The sequence below is a fragment of the Streptomyces sp. NBC_00207 genome, assembly GCF_045160965.1.
Taxonomy (GTDB): Bacteria; Actinomycetota; Actinomycetes; order Streptomycetales; family Streptomycetaceae; genus Streptomyces.
This window is the reverse complement of the sequence record NZ_CP130715.1, coordinates 5,886,977-5,905,868: the sequence shown is the minus strand read 5'-3', so window position 1 is coordinate 5,905,868 and position 18,892 is coordinate 5,886,977. Positions and strand designations below refer to the sequence as shown.

Below are 18,892 nucleotides of genomic sequence, written 5' to 3'. Positions count from 1 at the left end.
GGCGTCCGAGGTGACGTCCCGGCGCGCGCCCGGCCCCACCTCTGCGACCGCCCCGGTGAAGCCGTCCCCGGCCACAGGGTCCGGACACGCCGACAGGCGGTACCACCGAACCTTCCGGTGGTACCGCCTGTCGGTCGTGCGATCAGCGAGCGACGGACTCCTGCGGCGCGGGGGCGGTGACTTCGCCGCCCTTGGGCTCCGCGTCGGCCGCCGGCGCCGGCCCCGCCCCGCGGAGCGGAACCTCCTTCACGAACCAGGCCGCCGCGAACCCCAGTACGGCGATGGCCGCGCCGAGCAGGAAGGCCGAGTGCGTGCCCGCGGCCACCGCGTGCTGGTAGGCGTCCCGCACGACCTCCGGCAGCTTGGCCAGGCTCGCCGCGTCCAACTGCGCGGACCCCGCGGCCCCGGCCGCCTCCGGCCCCAGCCGTTCGGACATGGTGTCCGTGACCCGGCTGGTGAAGAGGGACCCCATCAGCGCGACACCGAAGGAGCCGCCGAGCGTACGGAACAGGGTCGTCGAGGACGACGCGACGCCCATGTCCTTCATCTCGACGCTGTTCTGTGCGACCAGCATGGTGATCTGCATCAGGAAGCCGAGCCCGGCGCCGAGGACGGCCATGTAGAGCCCCGACACCAGGCGGGTGGTGTCGGTGTCCATCGTCGCGAGGAGGAACATCCCGACGACCATGAGCGCGCCGCCGGCGATCGGGAAGACCTTGTACTTGCCGCTGCTGGTGGTGACGCGGCCCGCGATCAGCGAGACGACCATCATCGAGAGCAGCATCGGCAGCAGGAGCAGGCCCGAGTTGGTGGCGGAGGCACCCTGCACCGACTGCTGGAACAGCGGCAGGTACAGCACGCCGCCGAACATCGCGAAGCCGACGAGGAAGCCGATCACGGACATGAGGGTGAAGTTGCGGCTGCGGAAGATGTGCAGCGGCATGACGGGCTCTTCGGCCTTGGTCTCGGCGTAGAGGAAGGCGGCGGTCGACAGCACGCCGACGGCGATCAGGCCGATGATCTGGCCGGAGCCCCAGGCGTACTCGTTGCCGCCCCACGTCGTGACGAGGACGGTGGAGGTGATGGCGATGGTCAGCAGCGCCGCGCCGAGGTAGTCGATCCTCGGGCGGACCCCCGGCTCCGTCTTCTTGGGCAGGTGCAGCACCGCCGTCACCATGGCGAGCGCCACCGCGCCGAGCGGGAGGTTGATGTAGAAGGACCAGCGCCAGCCCATGTGGTCGGTGATGGTGCCGCCGACGAGCGGGCCGCCGATCATGGCGAGGGCCATCACGCCGGCCATCATGCCCTGGTACTTGCCGCGCTCACGGGGCGGGATCAGGTCGCCGATGATCGCCATGACACCGACCATCAGACCGCCGGCACCGAGGCCCTGGATCGCGCGGAAGCCGATCAGCTGGCCCATGTCCTGGGCCATGCCGCTGAGCGCGGAGCCGATCAGGAAGATGACGATCGAGGTGAGGAAGGAACCCTTCCGCCCGTACATGTCGCCGATCTTGCCCCAGATGGGAGTGGAGGCCGCGGTGGCGAGGGTGTACGCGGTGACCACCCACGAGAGGTGCTCCAGGCCGCCCAGCTCGCCGACGATCGTGGGCATCGCGGTGCCGATGATCATGTTGTCGAGCATCGCGAGCAGCATCGCGATCATAAGCGCCATGAGGACGACCCTTACGCTGCGCGGCTTCACCTCCTCCGAGGTCCCCGCAGGCTTGACTGAGTCCACCATGTCCACTCCCCTGGCCCTACTTCGCATACTTGGCACTTGGTCTTCGTCCCACACCGGTACTTACTTGCCGCCCGGCTAGTTCATTACACTTGGGGACGGTAGACCCGTAACTAGCCGGGCGTCAAGTAAGTAATTGGGGAGAGCCATGTCCAGCAGCAGTCCGCAGCGCCGCCGTGGCGACACACGTCAGCGCATCCAGGACGTCGCACTGGAGCTCTTCGTCGAGCAGGGGTACGAGAAGACGTCGCTGCGCGAGATCGCGGAACGGCTGGAGGTCACGAAGGCGGCGCTGTACTACCACTTCAAGACCAAGGAAGACATCATCATCAGCCTCTTCGAGGACCTGACGCGGCCCATCGACGAGCTGATCACGTGGGCGGAGGGACAGCCGCGCACCCTGGAGACCAAGCGCGAGGTGCTGCGGCGCTACAGCGAGGCGATGGCGGCGGGCGCGGCGCTGTACCGGTTCATGCAGGAGAACCAGGCGACCACGCGCGAGCTGAGCATCGGCGAGACGGTCAAGAAGCGGCTCTTCGCGCTGGTGGAACTGCTCCGCACGCAGGACGGCCCGCTGGAGGACCAGGTCCGCTGCGTCAGCGCACTGTTCACCCTGCACGCCGGGATGATGTTCCTCCAGCACGTGGAGGGCGACCCGGAGGAGACCCGTCTGGCAGCCCTGGCGGTCGCCACCGACCTCATCACGCAGGCCCACCACCAGGCGTAGCGGGCGCCGCGGCGCGCACTCCGAGCCGCGCACTCCGCGCCGCGCGGCGAGCACCTGCGTACGGTCGACGTGGCGGTTGAGTACGGCTACTCATGCCCGCCTCCCGATGCCCGGCGGAAGCTGTCGGCATGAACCGGCAACCCCACGACCTCATCCCTGCCCCTGCCCCCGCCCCCGCCTCCGCCTCCGCACGGCGCCGGAAGATCCGCGCGGCGGCGGCTGCCGACCTGGCCCTGGCCGCGGTGATGGGCGGCACGCTGGGGTTCGCCCTGTGGTTCGCGCCGATCTGGGACGGAACTCCGTATCCGGTCGCCGACCCCGCCGCCACGGCCCGGGAGCTGGAGGACCACACGCGGTCCGCCTACACCGCGCTCGGCCTGCCACGCGCCGAACCGGCCGACTGGCCCCGCGCCGGCCTGGTGGCCGAGGGCTCCGACTGCCACCTCCGGGGCATGCGCCACTGGTCCGAGCGCGGGATCGCCTACCCGCCGGAAGCCCCCGGCGTCGTCGCGGTGAGCGACACGTGGGGACTGGGGGGCGTCCCGCGCGCCGAGGCGGAGCCCGCGCTCGAGCGGGTACGGCAGGCCATGACACAGCAGGGCTGGAAGGTCACGGACTACGAGAACTCCCCCGACCGCCACCAGGCCGAGTTGCGCCTCGAACTCCCGGGCACCGGCCGGACCCTCTCGCTCACGACGTACCCCGGCGACCGCCTCGAGGTCGCCGCGCACGCCGAGTGCGCCCGCTACCCGGCGGGTACCCCCCTGGACGCTCACGGGGACCCGCGCCTGCCGGCTCCGTCGGTACCCGCCGAGCTGCGCGGGGAGTCACGCGGGGAGTCACCCGAGGAGGACCGACCGCCTGCGGGCACCGGCACAGTGGCGGACCGGAACTCGCCCTGAAGGCATCAGACGAGGCGGCGGTCCTCGGCCGCGATGGGCACGTCGTTGATGCTCGCCTCGCGCCGCCTCATCAGGCCGTCGCCGTCGAACTCCCACTGTTCGTTGCCGTGGCTGCGGAACCACTGGCCGTCGGCGTCGTGCCACTCGTACTCGAAACGGACCGAGATGCGGTTGCCGGTGAAGGCCCAAAGCTCCTTGCGGAGGCGGTAGTCGAGCTCGCGCTCCCACTTCGCGGCGAGGAACTCGCGGATCTCGGCGCGGCCGGTGAGGAACCGGTCGCGGTTGCGCCAGACCGAGTCCTCCGTGTACGCGAGGGCGACGCGCTCGGGATCCCGGCTGTTCCAGGCGTCCTCGGCGGCCTGGACCTTGGCGCGGGCGGACTCTTCGGTGAAGGGGGGCAGGGGCGGACGTGTCACGGCGGATCCTCCGAAGCGAAGAAGGGCGAGAACGATCGTTCTCCACCGTACGAGAACGAGCGTTCTCGCCGCAAGCGGAAACGGGCTACCCTGCCCTCATGGACGACGAAGAGGCACGGACCCGACTGCTGGACGCGGCGGAGGAGCTGTTCTACCGGCACGGCATCCAGGCCGTCGGCATGGACCGCATCCGCACCGCCTCCGGGGTCCCCCTCAAGCGCTTGTACCGACTCTTCCCCGCGAAGGAATCCCTGGTAACGGCCTATCTGGAACGCCGTGACCGGCGCTGGCTGGACTCCCTGCGCACCGCGGCCCTCGCCCCGGCGAAGCCGCGGGCCCGGGTCCTCGCGGTCTTCGACTGGCTGGCGGACTGGTTCACCGAGCCCGACTTCCGGGGCTGCGCCTTCCTCAACGCGTACGGGGAACTGGGCGCGGCGGCCCCGGAGATCGTCCGCGTCCACAAGGCGGAACTCCACGCCCTGCTGGCCGGCCTCACCGCCGATCCCGCCCTCGCCGACCGGCTCCTGATCCTGACCGAGGGGGCGACGACGGTGGCGGCCCTCACCCCCGGCCCGGAGCCGGCCCACCGGGCCCGGGAGATCGCGGAGCTCCTCCTGGGAGAGTGACGCACGTCACGCCCGCCCGGCCCGCCGGGCTGTCACATCCGGGCCGCGTTTTCCGTCAGAGCTGTGTAACCGTCCACACGGCAGGGAGCTCACGATGGAAGCGCGTCTCAACTTCTACGGCAACGCGGTCGCGACCAAGTTCGGCCGGTACATCAACTCCGCGGGCAAGGTCATCTCGGACTCGACCCTGCCGCACACCACGCAGGAGCTGGTGAAGCTCCGGGCCAGCCAGGTCAACGGCTGTGGATTCTGCACCGACATGCACTTCAAGGACGCCTCGCACGCCGGAGAGGACCCGGTGCGGCTCAACCTGGTCGCGGCCTGGCGCGAGGCGAAGGTGTTCACCGACGCCGAGCGGGCGGCCCTCGAACTGACCGAGCAGGGCACCCGCATCGCCGACGCGGCCGGCGGCGTCACGGACGAGGCCTGGGCCGAGGCCGCCAAGCACTACGACGAGGACCAGCTGGCCGCGCTGGTCTCCCTCATCGCGCTGATCAACGCGTACAACCGCATGAACGTGATCGTCCAGCAGCCGGCGGGCGACTACCAGCCCGGCCAGTTCGGCTGATCCCGCGCAGGGGAGCCACTCCTGTCCGGCCCCCACAGGGGAGGGGCCGGACAGGGGCGGCTCCCGCTCTGTGCACATCCTGGGTACGGGTACTCACGACAAGGCTCCGGACGTTCCCGACCATGGAGGAAGTCCGCACGCCCCGGGGGGGGAACCTGATGACCGCTCGCACGCTCGTCCGCCTGACCTTCGCGAACCCCGCTTCGATGATCTACCTGGGCCTCGTCGGCGTCGCCGTGGCGATCGCGACGGCCCTCACGCTGTTCGCCCCGGACCCCGGGTTGATATGGGTGCTGCCCGCCATGTTCGCCTTCCCGCTGTTCCTCTTCGTGGCACTGATCGACGGAGCGGTCCGCGGGGAAGGGCAGCCCGAGACGTGGCTCTTCGTCACCGAACTCGTCCTCTGCGTACTGGCCCAGTCGCTCGCGCTCGGAACGATGGTGGAGGCCTCCCGCGGCCGCCTCCGCGGGCGGCCGCGGGCCGGCGGCTAGCCGGCGGCTAGCCGGCGCTCCGGGGGAAGGTGATCTCGACGCGGCGGTTCTTCTTGCGGCCTTCCTCGGTGCCGTTGTCGGCGATCGGGTAGTCCTCGCTGTACCCGCGGACGTCGAAGACGACGCCGGGGTTGGTCACCGTCTTGGCCAGCTCGGCCTGCACGGCGTCGGCGCGCTGCTTGGACAGCTCCTTGCCGTGCTCGTAGCTGCCCTGGTCGTCGGTGAAACCGAAGACCCTCACGCGGGTGGCCTTCTGCGTGTTGATCTCGGTGGCGATGGCCTGGATGCGGGCGGCGGCCTGCGCGTTGAAGACGGCGCTGTTCTCCGGGAACAGCACCTCGGACTGCAGCGCCATCATGACGGTCTGATTCGTCTCCTGCCGCCGCTGCTCCCCACCGAGGTCCTCGACGACCTCGGCGATGTCCAGCACCTTGACGGGGGCGAGCGTGCCGCCCTGCGGGATCTTCAGGCCGGGCGAGTTGGAGTCGATCGCCACGGGCGCAGAGGCGGAAGGCTCGGTGCCAGGGGGCACAGAAGGCTTCACGTCATCGGCATAGGCAGCCGTGGCCCCGATGAGATGCCCTCCGGCGATAACGAGTGCAGAGACTATGACAGTTGCAGCTACTTGATGACGTGTAGTCATGGGGTCACCCAGAGATTTTGACAGCGGCCGTGGCGAAGGTCGGGAGGCTGAATTCCACCTCGGTGGTAGAAGCCGGCGGTGCTGGGAACTGGGCAAAGAAGGGGATCATCTGGCCGGCATCGACGCTGGAGACCCCAGTTGTGCACAAACACCTGGACTCCGTGTCTCGAAGCACGTAGTAGCGCTTCTTGCCGGCCTTGTCGACCAACGTTGCGCCGGCGACCGACTCTCCGGTTCCCTTGAGTTCGATCCCACGCCAGGCGACGGTGTCCTTGTACGACTGGCTACCCGTGTTCTTGATCTGCCCGGTCACGGTGAGAAAGCCGCCGGGATCGCGACGCGCGGAGTTGATCAGCAGGGTCATCCCCTCCTGTCCGTTCAGCGTGGCGATGACCTCGGTCGGCTCCGAGCCCTGGCTGGCACTCGGTGCCGGGTTCTGAGATCCGGATCCCTGGGACTGCGGCGTCGAGGACTTCTGCAGGTCCTTCGGCTTGTTGCTGTCGCCATCGCCACCACACCCGGCCAGCGTGAGGACCATGACCGCCGCAGTCACAACGGTCATTCCCCCACGGACCTTCACCATGCGCCGAATGCTCATCTATGAACGCTTCCTTGTCTCTCGATCCTTGTCAGCCGACGAGTCGCACGCTGAACAGTTTTTTGGTCAATGCCCTGAGCGAGCCCGGCTTCAACGGATCCAGTTCAACCGGCTCCCCGTTGCAGGTGAAGGTCACCGTCGGCGGGGTAGGCGTAGGGGCCTGCGACTCGCCCCCAGCCGTCGAGGTGGGGGTAGGCGTCGGGGTTGGGGTGGCAACCGCGCCGAGTCGACACCTAGGCTCGATCAAGGCCGTGGCCGTTGCAGTCCCATGCATGCTGCCGGTCCCAGGAATCACCGACTCTCCGACCGTCCCGTTCGTCTCCACCGTGACGGTTACTTTCGGGAGGAGGGAGGAATCGCACCCCGTCGCCTTTGCGTCGTTCTTCGCCGCGAAGACCTCCGCCGCCGCACAGGCTTGACCAGCTTTGAAGAAGTCCCCATCGACGATCTTCTGCCAGTCCGCAGGCTTCAATGCGGCCAGGTCGAGACCGAGCAGCACCGTGTCCCTGGCCTCACGCCCAACAGCCAAGGCCGCAGCGTCCGCGGCCCCCTGGGCATCGCTTCGCGTGACCGACGCCTGCCCGATGACGAAGAAGGCGAGCGCAGCGAAGAGCAAGCCCGCCACTACCACCACATAGATGGGAAACGCCTGCCCCCCGTCACGCCCAGGCTTCCCGCTGGCATCCACTAGCCGGCTTTGATGTCGGTCACCGCCTGCTTGATCCGCTTCGTGATCTCCGATCCGACTCCGGAACCGACGATCGCTCCAACGATCACGATGACGACCAGGATGATGCCCAGGTATTCGAAGGCGGTCTGGCCGCGGTCGAGGTTTGTGTGGCGCTTGCGGAGCCTCGTCACGGCCGTGTCCGTCCAGCCGTTCACCCTGATCCGTGCCTCCACGGCGGCCTTCAGCAGCGTGTTCTGTGACATGGGGGTTCCCTCCCGGGCCGGTACCGGTGTCGATCTGCGGACGGTACGGCGAGTCACCAGTCGTCACCAAGGGTCCCGGGACCCAATTACGGACCCACTGCGCACTCTGTCTACCCATGACCGGTCACTCCTGGACGGGCGGTTCCCAGCCAGCGGGCTATCGCCTCGCTGCGCGTCGCGCTCTGGAGCTTCGCGAAGATGCGGTTGATGTGGTTCTTGACCGTCTTCTCACTGATGAAGCAGGCGGCTGCGATCTGCTGGTTGTTCATCCCGGACGCGATCAGATCCATGATCTCCACCTCCCGCGAACTCAGCCCGAAGACAACAGAGTTGTGCATCCGCTCAGAAGACTGTGCCACAGCTCGTTGCGGATGCGAAGAGGCCCGGAGTTCCGCGAGCAGGGCGCTCGCGGCGGTCGGGGTGAAGTGGGGGCGGCCCAGTGGGGCGTCCCGTACCGCCCTCAGCAGCTCGTCCGTCGTGAACTCGCCGTGCACGAGGTAGCCCCCCGCGCCCAACGACAGCGCCTCGCAGATGATTTCGGCTTCCCTGCTGTACGTCAGCATCAGTACGGGAGCCAGCTGCACCAGGTGCGGCAGCGCGGATATCCCGTCCACGCCCGGCATGCGGACGTCCAGCAGGATGACGTCCGGGGCGTGCCGGCGGGTCAGGCTCAGCGCCTCGCGGCCGTCCTCCGCCTGGGCCGTCACGTCGAGGTCCTCGGCCGCGCACAGGATGGCCGCCAGGCCCGCCCTGATGACCGGGTTGCCGTCGGCGATGAGCACGCTCAGTCGGGCCATGGCTCAGCCACCCCCGAACAGCGCGCCGAAGTCGACGTTCGCGCCGTAGACGAAGCCGCAGACGAGGAGGATCAGCGTGCCCGGGAGCATGAACATGGTCACCGCGAACGTCGCCTTCGGGACGGCCCGGGCCGCGCGGCGGCGGGCGTTCTGGGCATCCGTACGGCGCATGTCCTCGGCGATCGCGATCAGGGTGTCGACGATCGGGGAGCCCAGCTCCTCGCCCTGCTGCAGCGCCGTCACGAACTGCGCGACCTGTTCGCTGTCGTTGCGGCGGCGCAGTTCGTCGAAGGCCTGGCGGCGGCTGACGCCCATGTCCATCTGCTGGAGCGTGATGCGGATTTCGTCCGCCCACGGGCCCTCGTACTTGTCCGCCACCCGGGCCAGCGCCTGCCGGAAGCCCAGCCCAGCGCTCACCACCACGGCGAGTACGTCGAGGAAGTCGGGCAGGGTCCGCTCGATGTGGTCGCGGCGGACCCTGATGGCCGACCACAGGCCGGCCTCGATCCAGAAGAGCCCGAAGGCCACCATGAGGAGGGCGGCGACCAGTTGGCCGTTGATCAGCATCGAGAAGGCGCCGAGCGCGCCCAGGGCGCCGTACACCGCCCGCCGGGCCGCGTAGCGGTCGATCGTGAGGCCGGCCGGGTTGCCCGCCATGTCGATCTGGCGGCGCTTGCGGGCCACCCGGGCCGGGCCCATCAGGCGCAGCACCGCCGGGGCCCAGCGGATGCCCATCCGGTCCACCAGGGAGCCCACGGCCGTCGTACGGGTGGCACCGACCTCCAGGGCGAGTGCCAGGTCGGTCGGCAGCTTGACGTCGGCCCGGTAGAGGCGGATGCCGTGGAAGGCGCCGAGGACGGAGGCCGCCACGAGCACGGCCAGGAGAAGCGCGATCATGCGTGCCCCCTCACACGTCGATCTTGGACAGGCGGCGGATGAGGATGAACCCCAGGGCGAAGAGGCCGAGCGCGACGAGGACGGCCGTCTGGCCGAGGAACGCGCCCGTCATCCGGTCCAGCGCGCCCGGCATCATCATGTCGACCAGCAGCAGCGAGCCGAGTCCGATCGACGGGACGAGGTACGCCGTCACCGTCACCTGGGACAGCTGGGTACGGATCTCGCGACGGGTCTCCTTGCGCTGCTCCAGCGTCACCGTCAGGTTGCGCAGGCTGTCCACGATGGCACCGCCCGCGCGGGCCGACAGGACGAGGGTGGAGACGAGGACGACCAGTTCGCGGGAGGGCAGGCGCTCGGTGAGTTCGCCGAGGGACTCCTCGATCGAGTGGCCGACGGCGAGGCGGTCGGCGACGCGCGCGAGTTCCTCGCCCGCCGGGGCCTCCAGCTCCTCGGCCGCGATGCCGATGGCCGTACGGAGGGCCAGCCCGGCCTGGGTGGCGTTGGCGAGGATGCGGGCGAGGTCGGGGAGCTGGTTGATGAACCGTTCCGTACGCCGCGCCCGCTGCCAGTTCAGGAAGGCGTTCGCCGCCCAGATGCCGATCAGGCCCGCCACCGGACCGAAGAACGGCGCGAGGAGGGAGGCCGCGACGAGCCAGACGCCCGCGATCGAACCCAGCATGTAGACGAAGAACTCGCCCGGGGTGAGGTCGAGGCCGGTGGTGGCCAGCTTCAGCTCGATGAGCCGGCCCAGCCTGGTCTTGCGCAGCCGCCGGTCGACGCCCCGGAAGCGGCGCCGCCGCCCGAGGGGCTCCGGCATTCCGCTCGACGAGAGGCGCTCGATCAGTGCGGCGCGCTGGGCGCGCCCGGCGACGTACGCCTGGAGGCCCGCGACGACGAGCACGCACGCGAGCAGCGTGGCGCCGAGGGTGAGGAGGATCAGTGGGTTCACAGGGCGGTCCGGGTGATGTGCGGGGTGGTGAGGGGGTCGTCCGGCAGGGCGACCCCGAAGGCCTGCGGGATGGGCTGGTTGTTCATGTAGAGGCGCTCGGCGATCCGGCGCGGCAGCGGGTAGTACTCGAAGTAGCCGTGTACGCGCCCGTCCGCCCCGATCGGCTGGGCGGCGAAGCGGCAGACCGTCGTGATCCGGAAGGGTTCGCGGCCGTGGGATTCCAGGATGGAGATCTCCGTGATGCGGCGTGAGCCGTCGCCGAAGCGGGTCAGCTGGACGATGACGTTGACGGCGCTGTTGATCTGGTCCTGCAGGGCCTCGAAGGGGATCTCGACCTCCGACATGGAGGCCAGGGTCTGCAGGCGCATGAGCGCGTCGGAGGAGCTGTTGGCGTGGACGGTGGCGAGGGAACCGTCGTGGCCCGTGGACATCGCCTGGAGCATGTCGAGGGTCTCGCCGCCGCGGACCTCGCCGACGATGATGCGGTCGGGGCGCATGCGCAGCGAGTTGCGCACGAGGTCGCGGATGGTGATCTGGCCCTTGCCCTCCACGTTCGGCGGGCGGGATTCGAGGCGGATGACGTGGGCCTGCTGGAGCTGGAGTTCCGCCGAGTCCTCGATGGTGATGATGCGTTCGCCCTCCGGGATCAGCCCGGAGAGTGCGTTGAGCAGGGTCGTCTTGCCGGTACCGGTGGCGCCGGAGACGATCACGTTCATCTTCGCCGCGACGAGGCCGGACAGCAGGAGCAGCATCTGCTCGTCGAGGGAGCCGAGCGCGATCATCTCGTGCAGGGTGAAGGCCCGCGGGAAGCGGCGGATCGTGAGGGTCGCGCCCGTCAGGGAGAGCGGCGGGATGATGACGTTGACGCGTTCGCCGCTGGGCAGGCGGGCGTCCACCATCGGATTGGCCTCGTCCACACGGCGGTTGACGGTGGAGACGATGCGCTCGATGGTCTGCATCAGCTGCTCGTGCGAGGCGAAGCGCAGGGGGAGCTGCTCGACGCGGCCGGCGCGCTCGACGAAGATCTGGTCGGGGCCGTTGACCATGATCTCGGAGATCGAGGCGTCTTCGAGGAGCGGTTCGAGCACGCCGAGCCCGAGGGCCTCGTCGACGACCCGGCGGATCAGCTGCGCGCGCTCGACGGTGGAGAGTACGGGGCCTTCGCGGCTGATGATGTGGCCGAGTACGCGCTCCAGGCGCGCCCGGCGCTCGGCGGGCGCGAGCGCGGACATCTCGGCGAGGTCGATCTCCTCCAGCAGCTTGGCCCGGTAGGAGGAGACCAGTCGGCCGTCCTCGCGGGGGCTGTGGCGGTCGTCGGGGGTGTTGACCCGGGAACGCAGGCTCATGGTCCGGTCACCTTCGGGTCGTCGTTGGGCATGATCGCCGTTGCCACGGCGTCGTCTATGTCGAGTCCGGGGATGATGGAGTTGATCTTGATGGTCACCGTTGCTGTCACCGCGTCACCTCCGGGCGGCACGGAGACATCCGCGTCGAGCCCCTCCCGTATGGCTGCCCGCCCGGCAGCCTCCCCCCGGCCCCGGTGCTGGGCCTCCACGCGCGCGGCGGTACGGGCGGCCGAGTCCGCCTGCTCGTGCACGTACGCCACCCAGCCCAGCTGGATCCCGCAGAGGGCGACGAACAGCAGGATCGGTACGAAGCCGATGTACTCCAGGGCCACTTGGCCCCGGTCGGAGCGGATGCGCCGTCCCATGTCACTCGGCCTCCTTCTCCAGCGCCGCGCCGCCGGTGCCGTCGATCTCGCCGAAGTCGAGGCCCGGGAAGAAGACCGGGATGCCGAGGGTGACCCTGGCCCGGATGATGTCGCCGGACCTCACGCAGACCGCCTTGGGGCCCCAGGCGGCCCCGATGTGCTCCTCCGCCGCCGCCTGGCAGGCCTCGGGCCCGTGCACCGCCCCCGCCCGCGCCGCCTCGTCCGCCGCGTTGCCCGCCAGCGAGAACGCGTAGCCGATCAGCACGCACTCCCACACCGCCGCCACGAGCAGCAGGATCAGCGGGACCATGCCGACGAACTCGATCGCCACCTGGCCCCGGTCCCCGCGCCCCGGTCTGCGGGCGGGCATCCGTCAGCCCTCCCGGCCGCGGCGCAGGCGTGCCACCGGGCCCGCCGCGCGGACCGCCAGGGAGGCGCCGGGCGCCGCGGACGCCGACGCGGACGGCGCGGTGTCCGGGGTGGACAGGAGGCCGAGTTCTCCGGCCAGCGTCCACAGGGCCTGCTTCACGGTCGAGCGGTTGTCGAGGTCCTGGACCCGGCCCGCGTCCACCACCGCCTGGAGTTCCTTGAAGGCGGCCGGGACCGGGGTGCGGGTGGCGCGGGTCTTGGTGATCTTCTCGATCAGGGCGGGCTGGATCTCCGTGTGCTTGCTCCAGCGGTTGACGACCATGGAGGTGTCCTCGGCCTTGCGCACCTGGAGGCGTTCCCACATCCGGACCATCCGCTTGGCCGCCCGTACCGAGACCACGTCCGGGGTGGTGACCAGGACCGCCACGTCCGCCATCTCCACGGCGGCGGCGTTCGCGCCCGTCACCTGGGTCCCGCAGTCGATGACGACGAGCTCGTAGCGGCTGCGCAGGGCTCCGACGATGTGCCGGGCCGCCCGGTCGTCCACCTCCTCGCCGCGTTCCCCGTCCGCCGGGGCGAGCAGCAGGGCGAGGCCCGAGGCGTCGTCGTAGACCGCGTCCTGGAGGACGCGCGGCGAGATGTCCTGGATCCCGGCGAGGTCGGCGACCGAGCGCCGGAACTGCACGTCGAGGTACGAGCCGACATCGCCCGCCTGGAGGTCCAGGTCGACCAGTGCGGTGCGCCGGCCCGAGGCGGCCGCGGCCAGCGCGAACTGCACGGCGGTGAAGGTGGTGCCCACGCCGCCCTTGGCTCCGGTGACGGTGACGACCCGGCCGCCCGGGCCCGTGAAGACGTCGGCGGCGGCGCCCCCGCCCAGGTGGCGGCGTACGCCCACGGACCACTGGGCGGCGGCCTGGACGCGGGCGGCGAGTTCCTCGTAGGAGAGCGGGAGGCCGATCAGGCCGCGCGCGCCGGAGTCCATGGCGGCGGAGAAGAGCCCCGGGCCGGCGTCCGAGGAGACCAGGACGACGCCCACCGCCGGGAAGCGCAGGGCCACTTCCCGGATGAGCTCCAGTGCGGGCACCGGGCCGATCCGCTCGTGGACGAGGACGACCTCGGGGAGTTCGTCGATGGACTCGGCGGCCAGGCGGGCGAGGGTGTCCAGGAGCGTGGTCGCGTCGGGGACGGGGGCGGCCGGCTCTGCGGCCGGGAGCTGGCTCAGCAGTGTGACGATGGCGCGCGCGGCGTCCGGGTCGCCGACCGCGGGGAGGATTCGGGTGGTCATGCGCGCCTCACCTGTCCCCGTCGAGGGTGTACGTGCGGTCGCCCGGGCTGGGCGCCGAGTCGGTGCCGGGGGCCACCAGGGCCAGGCGTACGTGCTCCGCGAAGGACTCGGCGTACGCGACGCGCTGGGTGTCCTTGGTGTTCAGGGCGAAGGTGATCGGGACGGCCTCGGCGGGGCCCTTGCGGTCGCTGTCCTTGTCCAGGGCGGTGAGCCTGCCGACGCCCAGGACCCGGGCGTTGGCGACGATGATCACCGACCGCGAGGGGTCGGTGTCCTTGGCGCCCTTGAAGGTGGCGATGATGTTGACCTTGGCGCCGGAGGTGATCTTCCCGGCCACGCCCGTGGCCGCGTCGATCATGATGGCGATCTCCTGTTCACCGGGCTGCAGCTGCGGCCGGTCGACGAACATGTCCGCCTGGAGCAGCGAGCCCTTCTTCAGCGTGGTGAGCGCGATCTTGTCCTTGAGGGCGCCGAGGTCGGTGACGGCGGTGTCGGACAGCCACCGCTTGGGGATCCTGACCTCCTCGAACTGCCCCGCCGCCAGCGGGCTGTACGGTGCTATGTCGCCCTTGGCGCGGTACGCGACGACCTCGGCGCCGACCTTGGAGTTGACGTCGCCGATCACCACGAGGACTCCGGCGAAGGCCCCCAGTGCGCACAGGACCGACAGGAGCAGCAGGATGACGCCGCGGCGCTGGCGTGAGTTCATGGGCCTTACCTACCTCGCCGTTCTTCATTCATTCGTGCGTTCGAGTGATCAGGGTCTGGAACGGGCGGTACTCGCGGGCGGCGGCGCTGCGGTGAGCGGCGCCGCGCAGAAGCCGCAGCGGTCGCCGATGAGTTCGAGGCCGCACCAGCGGCACTCCTCCCGGCGGACCGAGGCGACCAGCTGGTAGAGCACGGACAGGTCCGGGATGCCGGCGGCGAACTCGACGAGCTTCGGGGTGCCCCACCAGCCGGGGGACGCTCCGGGCAGCGGGTTCTCCATGACGCCCTGGACCTGCCAGGCGGGGGCCAGTTCGGCCGTGACCCAGTCGGAGGTGAGCTGGCCGCGGGCGAAGGTGAGGTGCGTGGCGAACTCGGGGCCGGCCGGCAGCACCCCGCTGCGGGGGCCGTGGGCGCCCTGGCCGCCGCGGCTTCCGCCTCCGTCACCGCTGCCGCCCCCGCCCAGTTTCGCCAGGTGCGGTTTCGGGTGGGCCATGACGGCGAACTGCGCGCTCGGCGACCAGGACCGGGCGTGCGCTCTCAGCCCGACCGGGACGCGGACCCGGTCGAGTTTGGCGACCGAGCCCAGCAGGGCGCCCGCGTAGATGTAGTGGGACAGCAGCCGGGCCGCGGAGGCGATGATTCCGGGGCTGAAGTCGCAGACGCTGAGCTGGCGCAGCTGACGGACCAGCAGGGCCGTGCCCAGTGGCGGCAGATCGATGCCGAGGAGCGCGATCCGGTCGGTTTCCAGGATGGCCCGTACGGTGTGGAGCCGCTGGACGGTGGCGCGCGGGAGCCAGGGCGGTACGAGGGCCACGAGGTGGCCGTGCCGCTCCAGCAGGGCGCCGGTCTCGGCGAGCGCGCCCTCCAGGTCGAGCTGCTCGGGCGGGTGCAGCACGGCGGCCCCGGGCGTGTGCCGATCAGGGGCCGGAAGTACCAGATCGGCGCTGGTGACAGCGATGGCGGTCGGCACGCGAATTCCCCCGTTCACCCCGTGCGCCACATACGTTCGTGCGCCCGGCGCACGCTCGCCGCGTACGCGTGCACACTGCGCGACCGCAAACGATCGACGCTCTTCCCCCTTGCCTCAGCACCATATCCGCGTCACCCCTGGCAGGGCAGGCGCTTGCCGATTCCCGTGCCGTGGGCACCTGTCACAGCTGATCGGAAACCCGGACAACAGGGATCGCGCGGTCGACCATTTCAAGCCACACAGCAAAGAGTCTTGACAGGAAGATTGGTCTGGACCAACTTGGCTCCGGGGCACCCCACTTGCCCCCACGTTCCCCTTCCTCCCCCCACCGGAGCCCACGTGAACCGCATACGCTCCCTCGCCCTCCCCCTCGCCGCCACCCTCACCGCAGGCGCCCTGACCGCCCTCGCCGCCGGTACCGCACAGGCCGCGGACGTCAACGTCGCCCGCAACGGCGGCTTCGAGTCGGGCCTCGCCAACTGGTCGTGCACCGGCGGAACCGGCGCCTCCGTCTCCTCGCCCGTCTATGCCGGAGCCGGCGCCCTCAGGGCCACCCCGGCCGGGCAGGACAACGCCCGCTGTAGTCAGACCGTCACAGTCAAGCCGAACTCGACCTACACGCTCAGCACGCAGGTCCAGGGCAGCTACGTCTACCTCGGCGCGACCGGGACCGGCACCCAGGACGTGTCCACCTGGAGCCCCGGCTCGGGCGCCGGCTGGCAGAAGCTCTCCACCACCTTCACCACCGGCCCGAGCACCACCCAGGTCACGGTCTACACGCACGGCTGGTACGGCCAGCCGGCCTACGTCGTCGACGAGTTCAGCGTCTTCGGCCCGGACGGCGGCGGCGGCACCGACCCCGGCCCGAGCATCCCCGGAGCCCCCGCCGGGACCATCGTTTCCGGCCAGAGCGCAAGCGCTCTCACCCTTTCGTGGAACGCGGTCGGCGGGGCCGCCGGCTATTACGTGTATCAGGACGGCGCCCGCGTCCAGACGGTCACCTCGGGCGCCTCCACGCAGATCACCGGGCTCGCCGCCTCGACCTCGTACTCCTTCCAGGTGAGCGCGTACAACGCCGCGGGCGAGGGCGCCAAGTCGGCTCCGGTCACCGGCACCACGACCGGCACCGGCCCCGGTCCGGGCCCCGGCCCGGCCGTCCCCAAGCACGCCCTGACCGGCTACTGGCAGAACTTCAACAACGGCGCGACCGTCCAGAAGATCTCCGACGTCTCGGCGCAGTACGACATCATCGCCGTCTCCTTCGCCGACGCCACCACCACGCCCGGCGCCATCACCTTCAACCTCGACTCGGCCGGCCTCGGCGGCTACACGGTCGCCCAGTTCAAGGCAGACATCGCCGCGAAGAAGGCAGCCGGGAAGTCGGTCATCCTCTCCATCGGCGGCGAGAAGGGGACCATCTCCGTCAACGACCCGGCCTCCGCGAACAACCTCGCGAACTCCGCGTACGCCCTGATGCAGGAGTACGGCTTCACCGGCATCGACATCGACCTGGAGAACGGCCTCAACCCCACCTACATGACGCAGGCGCTGCGCGCGCTGTCCGCCAAGGCCGGCGCGTCGCTGGTCATCACCATGGCCCCGCAGACGATCGACATGCAGTCCACGCAAGGTGGCTACTTCAAGACGGCCCTCAACATCAAGGACATCCTCACCGTCGTCAACATGCAGTACTACAACAGCGGCTCGATGAACGGCTGCGACGGCAAGGTCTACTCCCAGGGCTCGGTGGACTTCCTCACCGCCCTCGCCTGCATCCAGCTGGAGGGCGGCCTCGACCCCTCCCAGGTGGGCATCGGCGTCCCGGCCTCTCCGAGCGGCGCGGGCAGCGGCTACGTCTCCCCGACCGTCGTCAACAACGCCCTGGACTGCCTGACCAGGGGCACGGGCTGCGGATCCTTCAAGCCGTCGAAGACCTACCCGGGACTGCGCGGTGCGATGACCTGGTCGACCAACTGGGACGCCAAGGCGGGTAGTGCTTGGTCGAACTCGGTGGGTCCGAAGGTCCACGGGCTCCCGTAGACGGTACGTGTGGGGGTGGCCGGATCGGTTCGGCCCGCACGGCGGGTCCTTGACCGGGACATGCCATGAGAGCACGCTGTGCGCGTCCGCACGGCTACCCCCACACTCCCACCCAGGAGAACGCATGCGGCTCCATACCCGCCGGAGGGCCGCCGTCACGGCGGCCCTGCTGGCGCTCGCGCTGGGCGCACCCGCCTACGGCATGAGCGCGACGGCATCGCCACCGCCCACCCCGTCCACCGCCACCCAGGACGAGGCCATCGTCCAGTACCGGATCCACGGCCCCTCCACCCCCGCCGACCGCACCGCCCTGCTCCGTACGGGCGTCTCGATCGACGAGGTGGACGACCACACGGTCGTGGTCAGCGCGGACACCATGCAGGCCAAGAAGCTGCGCGCGCTCGGCTACCGGCTCACCGCGCTTCCCGGACCGCCGGACCGCTCCCTGCCCGGCATCGCGGCCAGCCCGATGGACTTCCCCTCGGCGGACTCGAAGTACCACAACTACGCCGAGATGAACACGGAGATCGACCAGCGCATCGCCCAGTACCCCGCCATCATGAGCAAGCGGGTGATCGGGAAGTCGTACCAGGGCCGCGACCTCATCGCCATCAAGATCAGCGACAACGTCGCGACCGACGAGGCCGAGCCCGAGGTCCTCTTCACCCACCACCAGCACGCCCGCGAGCACCTGACCGTCGAGATGGCGCTCTACCTGCTCAAGGAGTTCGGCTCCAAGTACGGCACCGACTCCCGGGTCACCAACGCCGTCAACGGCCGCGAGATCTGGATCGTCCCGGACCTCAACCCGGACGGCGGCGAGTACGACATCGCCACCGGCTCCTACCGCTCCTGGCGCAAGAACCGCCAGCCCAACAGCGGATCCTCGTACGTCGGCACGGACGAGAACCGGAACTGGAACTACAAGTGGGGCTGCTGCGGCGGCTCCAGCAGCAGCAAGAGCTCCGAGACCTACCGGGGCGCGGCCGCCGAGTCGGCGCCCGAGGTGAAGGTCGTCTCGGACTTCGTCCGCAGCCGCGTCATCGGCGGCAAGCAGCAGATCACGGCCGCGATCGACTTCCACACGTACAGCGAGCTCGTCCTGTGGCCCTTCGGCTACACGTACAACGACACCGCCCCGGGCCTGACCGCCGACGACCTCGCCGTCTACAAGAAGATCGGCACGAGCATGGCGGCGAGCAACGGCTACACGCCCGAGCAGTCGAGCGACCTCTACATCACCGACGGCACGATCGACGACTGGCTGTGGGGCAACCAGAAGATCTTCGCCTACACCTTCGAGATGTACCCGGAGAGCGGCGGCGGCGGCTTCTACCCGCCGGACGAGGTGATCGACCGCGAGACCGCGCGGAACAAGGACGCGGTGCTCCAGCTGCTGGAGAACGCGGACTGCATGTACCGCTCGATCGGCAAGGAAGCCCAGTACTGCTCGTAGCCGGCCCGTGAACGGGGCGCCCCGCCGCCAGGGGGGCGCCCCACCCGCATGTCAGGGGGCGCGCC

The 18,892-nt window shown here is 70.1% G+C and carries 22 protein-coding genes; 7 read left to right on the top strand and 15 right to left on the bottom strand.

What is annotated here, in order from left to right; all coding sequences use genetic code 11:
• Positions 1–142: 142 nt before the first annotated feature.
• Positions 143–1,744: an MDR family MFS transporter gene (locus tag OG472_RS28085; RefSeq protein WP_401606944.1), complete on the bottom strand. Its 1,602-nt coding sequence runs from the start codon at positions 1,742–1,744 to the stop codon at positions 143–145.
• Positions 1,745–1,889: 145 nt separating this feature from the next.
• Here OG472_RS28085 and OG472_RS28080 point away from each other — a divergent pair, with 145 nt between their 5' ends.
• Entirely contained in the window at positions 1,890–2,468 is a 579-nt protein-coding gene (locus tag OG472_RS28080) for a TetR/AcrR family transcriptional regulator (protein WP_401606946.1), read from the top strand.
• Positions 2,469–2,596: 128 nt separating this feature from the next.
• A complete protein-coding gene (locus tag OG472_RS28075) occupies positions 2,597–3,370 on the top strand; it encodes a hypothetical protein (protein ID WP_405942181.1) in 774 nt (257 codons plus the stop codon).
• 5 nt (positions 3,371–3,375) lie between these two features.
• Here the strand turns inward: OG472_RS28075 and OG472_RS28070 are convergent, their stop codons facing one another.
• The gene (locus tag OG472_RS28070; RefSeq protein WP_405942180.1) at positions 3,376–3,786 is read right to left on the bottom strand and encodes a DUF1348 family protein; all 411 of its coding nucleotides are present in this window, start codon (positions 3,784–3,786) and stop codon (positions 3,376–3,378) included.
• A 98-nt stretch (positions 3,787–3,884) separates the two neighbouring features.
• On the opposite strand from OG472_RS28070, the gene OG472_RS28065 reads away from it, so the two are divergent.
• The 3 genes from OG472_RS28065 (at position 3,885) to OG472_RS28055 (ending at position 5,471) form a co-directional block, all read left to right on the top strand.
• Positions 3,885–4,412: a TetR/AcrR family transcriptional regulator gene (locus OG472_RS28065; protein ID WP_405831791.1), complete on the top strand. Its 528-nt coding sequence runs from the start codon at positions 3,885–3,887 to the stop codon at positions 4,410–4,412.
• Positions 4,413–4,506: 94 nt separating this feature from the next.
• A complete protein-coding gene (locus OG472_RS28060) occupies positions 4,507–4,980 on the top strand; it encodes a carboxymuconolactone decarboxylase family protein (protein WP_401606952.1) in 474 nt (157 codons plus the stop codon).
• Positions 4,981–5,138: 158 nt separating this feature from the next.
• Entirely contained in the window at positions 5,139–5,471 is a 333-nt protein-coding gene (locus OG472_RS28055) for an SCO4225 family membrane protein (protein WP_401606953.1), read from the top strand.
• Between the two features lie 7 nt (positions 5,472–5,478).
• Here OG472_RS28055 and OG472_RS28050 read toward each other — a convergent pair whose 3' ends face one another.
• The 13 genes from OG472_RS28050 to OG472_RS27990 all read right to left on the bottom strand — a co-directional run bounded on the left by OG472_RS28050 (position 5,479) and on the right by OG472_RS27990 (position 15,331).
• On the bottom strand, positions 5,479–6,114 hold the full coding sequence (locus tag OG472_RS28050; protein ID WP_383565560.1) for an OmpA family protein: 636 nt from the start codon (positions 6,112–6,114) through the stop codon (positions 5,479–5,481).
• A 4-nt stretch (positions 6,115–6,118) separates the two neighbouring features.
• Complete coding sequence (locus OG472_RS28045) at positions 6,119–6,712, bottom strand: hypothetical protein (protein ID WP_401606956.1); 594 nt, start codon at positions 6,710–6,712, stop codon at positions 6,119–6,121.
• A gap of 31 nt (positions 6,713–6,743) precedes the next feature.
• Positions 6,744–7,400, bottom strand: coding sequence for a pilus assembly protein TadG-related protein (locus OG472_RS28040; protein WP_405831789.1), 657 nt, complete (start codon positions 7,398–7,400; stop codon positions 6,744–6,746).
• Positions 7,400–7,645: a hypothetical protein gene (locus OG472_RS28035; protein ID WP_405831787.1), complete on the bottom strand. Its 246-nt coding sequence runs from the start codon at positions 7,643–7,645 to the stop codon at positions 7,400–7,402. The genes OG472_RS28040 and OG472_RS28035 overlap by 1 nt, the downstream gene beginning before the upstream one ends.
• A 110-nt stretch (positions 7,646–7,755) precedes the next feature.
• Complete coding sequence (locus tag OG472_RS28030; RefSeq protein WP_401606960.1) at positions 7,756–8,442, bottom strand: response regulator; 687 nt, start codon at positions 8,440–8,442, stop codon at positions 7,756–7,758.
• A 3-nt stretch (positions 8,443–8,445) separates the two neighbouring features.
• A complete protein-coding gene (locus tag OG472_RS28025) occupies positions 8,446–9,336 on the bottom strand; it encodes a DUF5936 domain-containing protein (RefSeq protein ID WP_383565656.1) in 891 nt (296 codons plus the stop codon).
• 13 nt (positions 9,337–9,349) lie between these two features.
• Entirely contained in the window at positions 9,350–10,288 is a 939-nt protein-coding gene (locus tag OG472_RS28020; protein WP_405831786.1) for a type II secretion system F family protein, read from the bottom strand.
• A complete protein-coding gene (locus tag OG472_RS28015; RefSeq protein ID WP_383565549.1) occupies positions 10,285–11,634 on the bottom strand; it encodes a CpaF family protein in 1,350 nt (449 codons plus the stop codon). Before OG472_RS28015 ends, OG472_RS28020 begins: the two co-directional genes overlap by 4 nt.
• The gene (locus OG472_RS28010; RefSeq protein WP_383565547.1) at positions 11,631–11,999 is read right to left on the bottom strand and encodes a TadE/TadG family type IV pilus assembly protein; all 369 of its coding nucleotides are present in this window, start codon (positions 11,997–11,999) and stop codon (positions 11,631–11,633) included. The genes OG472_RS28015 and OG472_RS28010 overlap by 4 nt, the downstream gene beginning before the upstream one ends.
• Position 12,000: 1 nt before the next feature.
• Entirely contained in the window at positions 12,001–12,369 is a 369-nt protein-coding gene (locus tag OG472_RS28005; protein WP_401606965.1) for a TadE/TadG family type IV pilus assembly protein, read from the bottom strand.
• Between the two features lie 3 nt (positions 12,370–12,372).
• The gene (locus tag OG472_RS28000) at positions 12,373–13,653 is read right to left on the bottom strand and encodes a CpaE family protein (protein WP_405831784.1); all 1,281 of its coding nucleotides are present in this window, start codon (positions 13,651–13,653) and stop codon (positions 12,373–12,375) included.
• Positions 13,654–13,660: 7 nt separating this feature from the next.
• Positions 13,661–14,362, bottom strand: a complete 702-nt coding sequence (cpaB, locus tag OG472_RS27995; RefSeq protein WP_383565541.1) for a Flp pilus assembly protein CpaB — start codon at positions 14,360–14,362, stop codon at positions 13,661–13,663.
• A 48-nt stretch (positions 14,363–14,410) separates the two neighbouring features.
• Positions 14,411–15,331 carry a hypothetical protein gene (locus OG472_RS27990; protein ID WP_401606970.1) on the bottom strand — a complete coding sequence of 307 codons (921 nt, stop codon included), beginning with the start codon at positions 15,329–15,331 and terminating at the stop codon, positions 14,411–14,413.
• Positions 15,332–15,670: 339 nt separating this feature from the next.
• On the opposite strand from OG472_RS27990, the gene OG472_RS27985 reads away from it, so the two are divergent.
• Positions 15,671–17,371: a chitinase gene (locus OG472_RS27985; RefSeq protein WP_405831783.1), complete on the top strand. Its 1,701-nt coding sequence runs from the start codon at positions 15,671–15,673 to the stop codon at positions 17,369–17,371.
• Between the two features lie 124 nt (positions 17,372–17,495).
• Positions 17,496–18,827 (top strand): M14 family metallopeptidase, encoded by a 1,332-nt coding sequence (locus OG472_RS27980; RefSeq protein WP_401606974.1) that lies wholly within the window; start codon positions 17,496–17,498, stop codon positions 18,825–18,827.
• The last annotated feature ends 65 nt before the right edge of the window (positions 18,828–18,892 follow it).

Coding starts and splice junctions, on each gene's coding strand:
- OG472_RS28085 (WP_401606944.1), bottom strand. CDS start 1,744: ATGGTGGACTCAGTCAAGCCTGCGGGGACCTCGGAGGAGGTGAAGCCG.
- OG472_RS28080 (WP_401606946.1), top strand. CDS start 1,890: ATGTCCAGCAGCAGTCCGCAGCGCCGCCGTGGCGACACACGTCAGCGC.
- OG472_RS28075 (WP_405942181.1), top strand. CDS start 2,597: ATGAACCGGCAACCCCACGACCTCATCCCTGCCCCTGCCCCCGCCCCC.
- OG472_RS28065 (WP_405831791.1), top strand. CDS start 3,885: ATGGACGACGAAGAGGCACGGACCCGACTGCTGGACGCGGCGGAGGAG.
- OG472_RS28060 (WP_401606952.1), top strand. CDS start 4,507: ATGGAAGCGCGTCTCAACTTCTACGGCAACGCGGTCGCGACCAAGTTC.
- OG472_RS28055 (WP_401606953.1), top strand. CDS start 5,139: ATGACCGCTCGCACGCTCGTCCGCCTGACCTTCGCGAACCCCGCTTCG.
- OG472_RS28050 (WP_383565560.1), bottom strand. CDS start 6,114: ATGACTACACGTCATCAAGTAGCTGCAACTGTCATAGTCTCTGCACTC.
- OG472_RS28045 (WP_401606956.1), bottom strand. CDS start 6,712: ATGAGCATTCGGCGCATGGTGAAGGTCCGTGGGGGAATGACCGTTGTG.
- OG472_RS28035 (WP_405831787.1), bottom strand. CDS start 7,645: ATGTCACAGAACACGCTGCTGAAGGCCGCCGTGGAGGCACGGATCAGG.
- OG472_RS28030 (WP_401606960.1), bottom strand. CDS start 8,442: ATGGCCCGACTGAGCGTGCTCATCGCCGACGGCAACCCGGTCATCAGG.
- OG472_RS28015 (WP_383565549.1), bottom strand. CDS start 11,634: ATGAGCCTGCGTTCCCGGGTCAACACCCCCGACGACCGCCACAGCCCC.
- OG472_RS28010 (WP_383565547.1), bottom strand. CDS start 11,999: ATGGGACGGCGCATCCGCTCCGACCGGGGCCAAGTGGCCCTGGAGTAC.
- OG472_RS28005 (WP_401606965.1), bottom strand. CDS start 12,369: ATGCCCGCCCGCAGACCGGGGCGCGGGGACCGGGGCCAGGTGGCGATC.
- OG472_RS28000 (WP_405831784.1), bottom strand. CDS start 13,653: ATGACCACCCGAATCCTCCCCGCGGTCGGCGACCCGGACGCCGCGCGC.
- cpaB (WP_383565541.1), bottom strand. CDS start 14,362: ATGAACTCACGCCAGCGCCGCGGCGTCATCCTGCTGCTCCTGTCGGTC.
- OG472_RS27980 (WP_401606974.1), top strand. CDS start 17,496: ATGCGGCTCCATACCCGCCGGAGGGCCGCCGTCACGGCGGCCCTGCTG.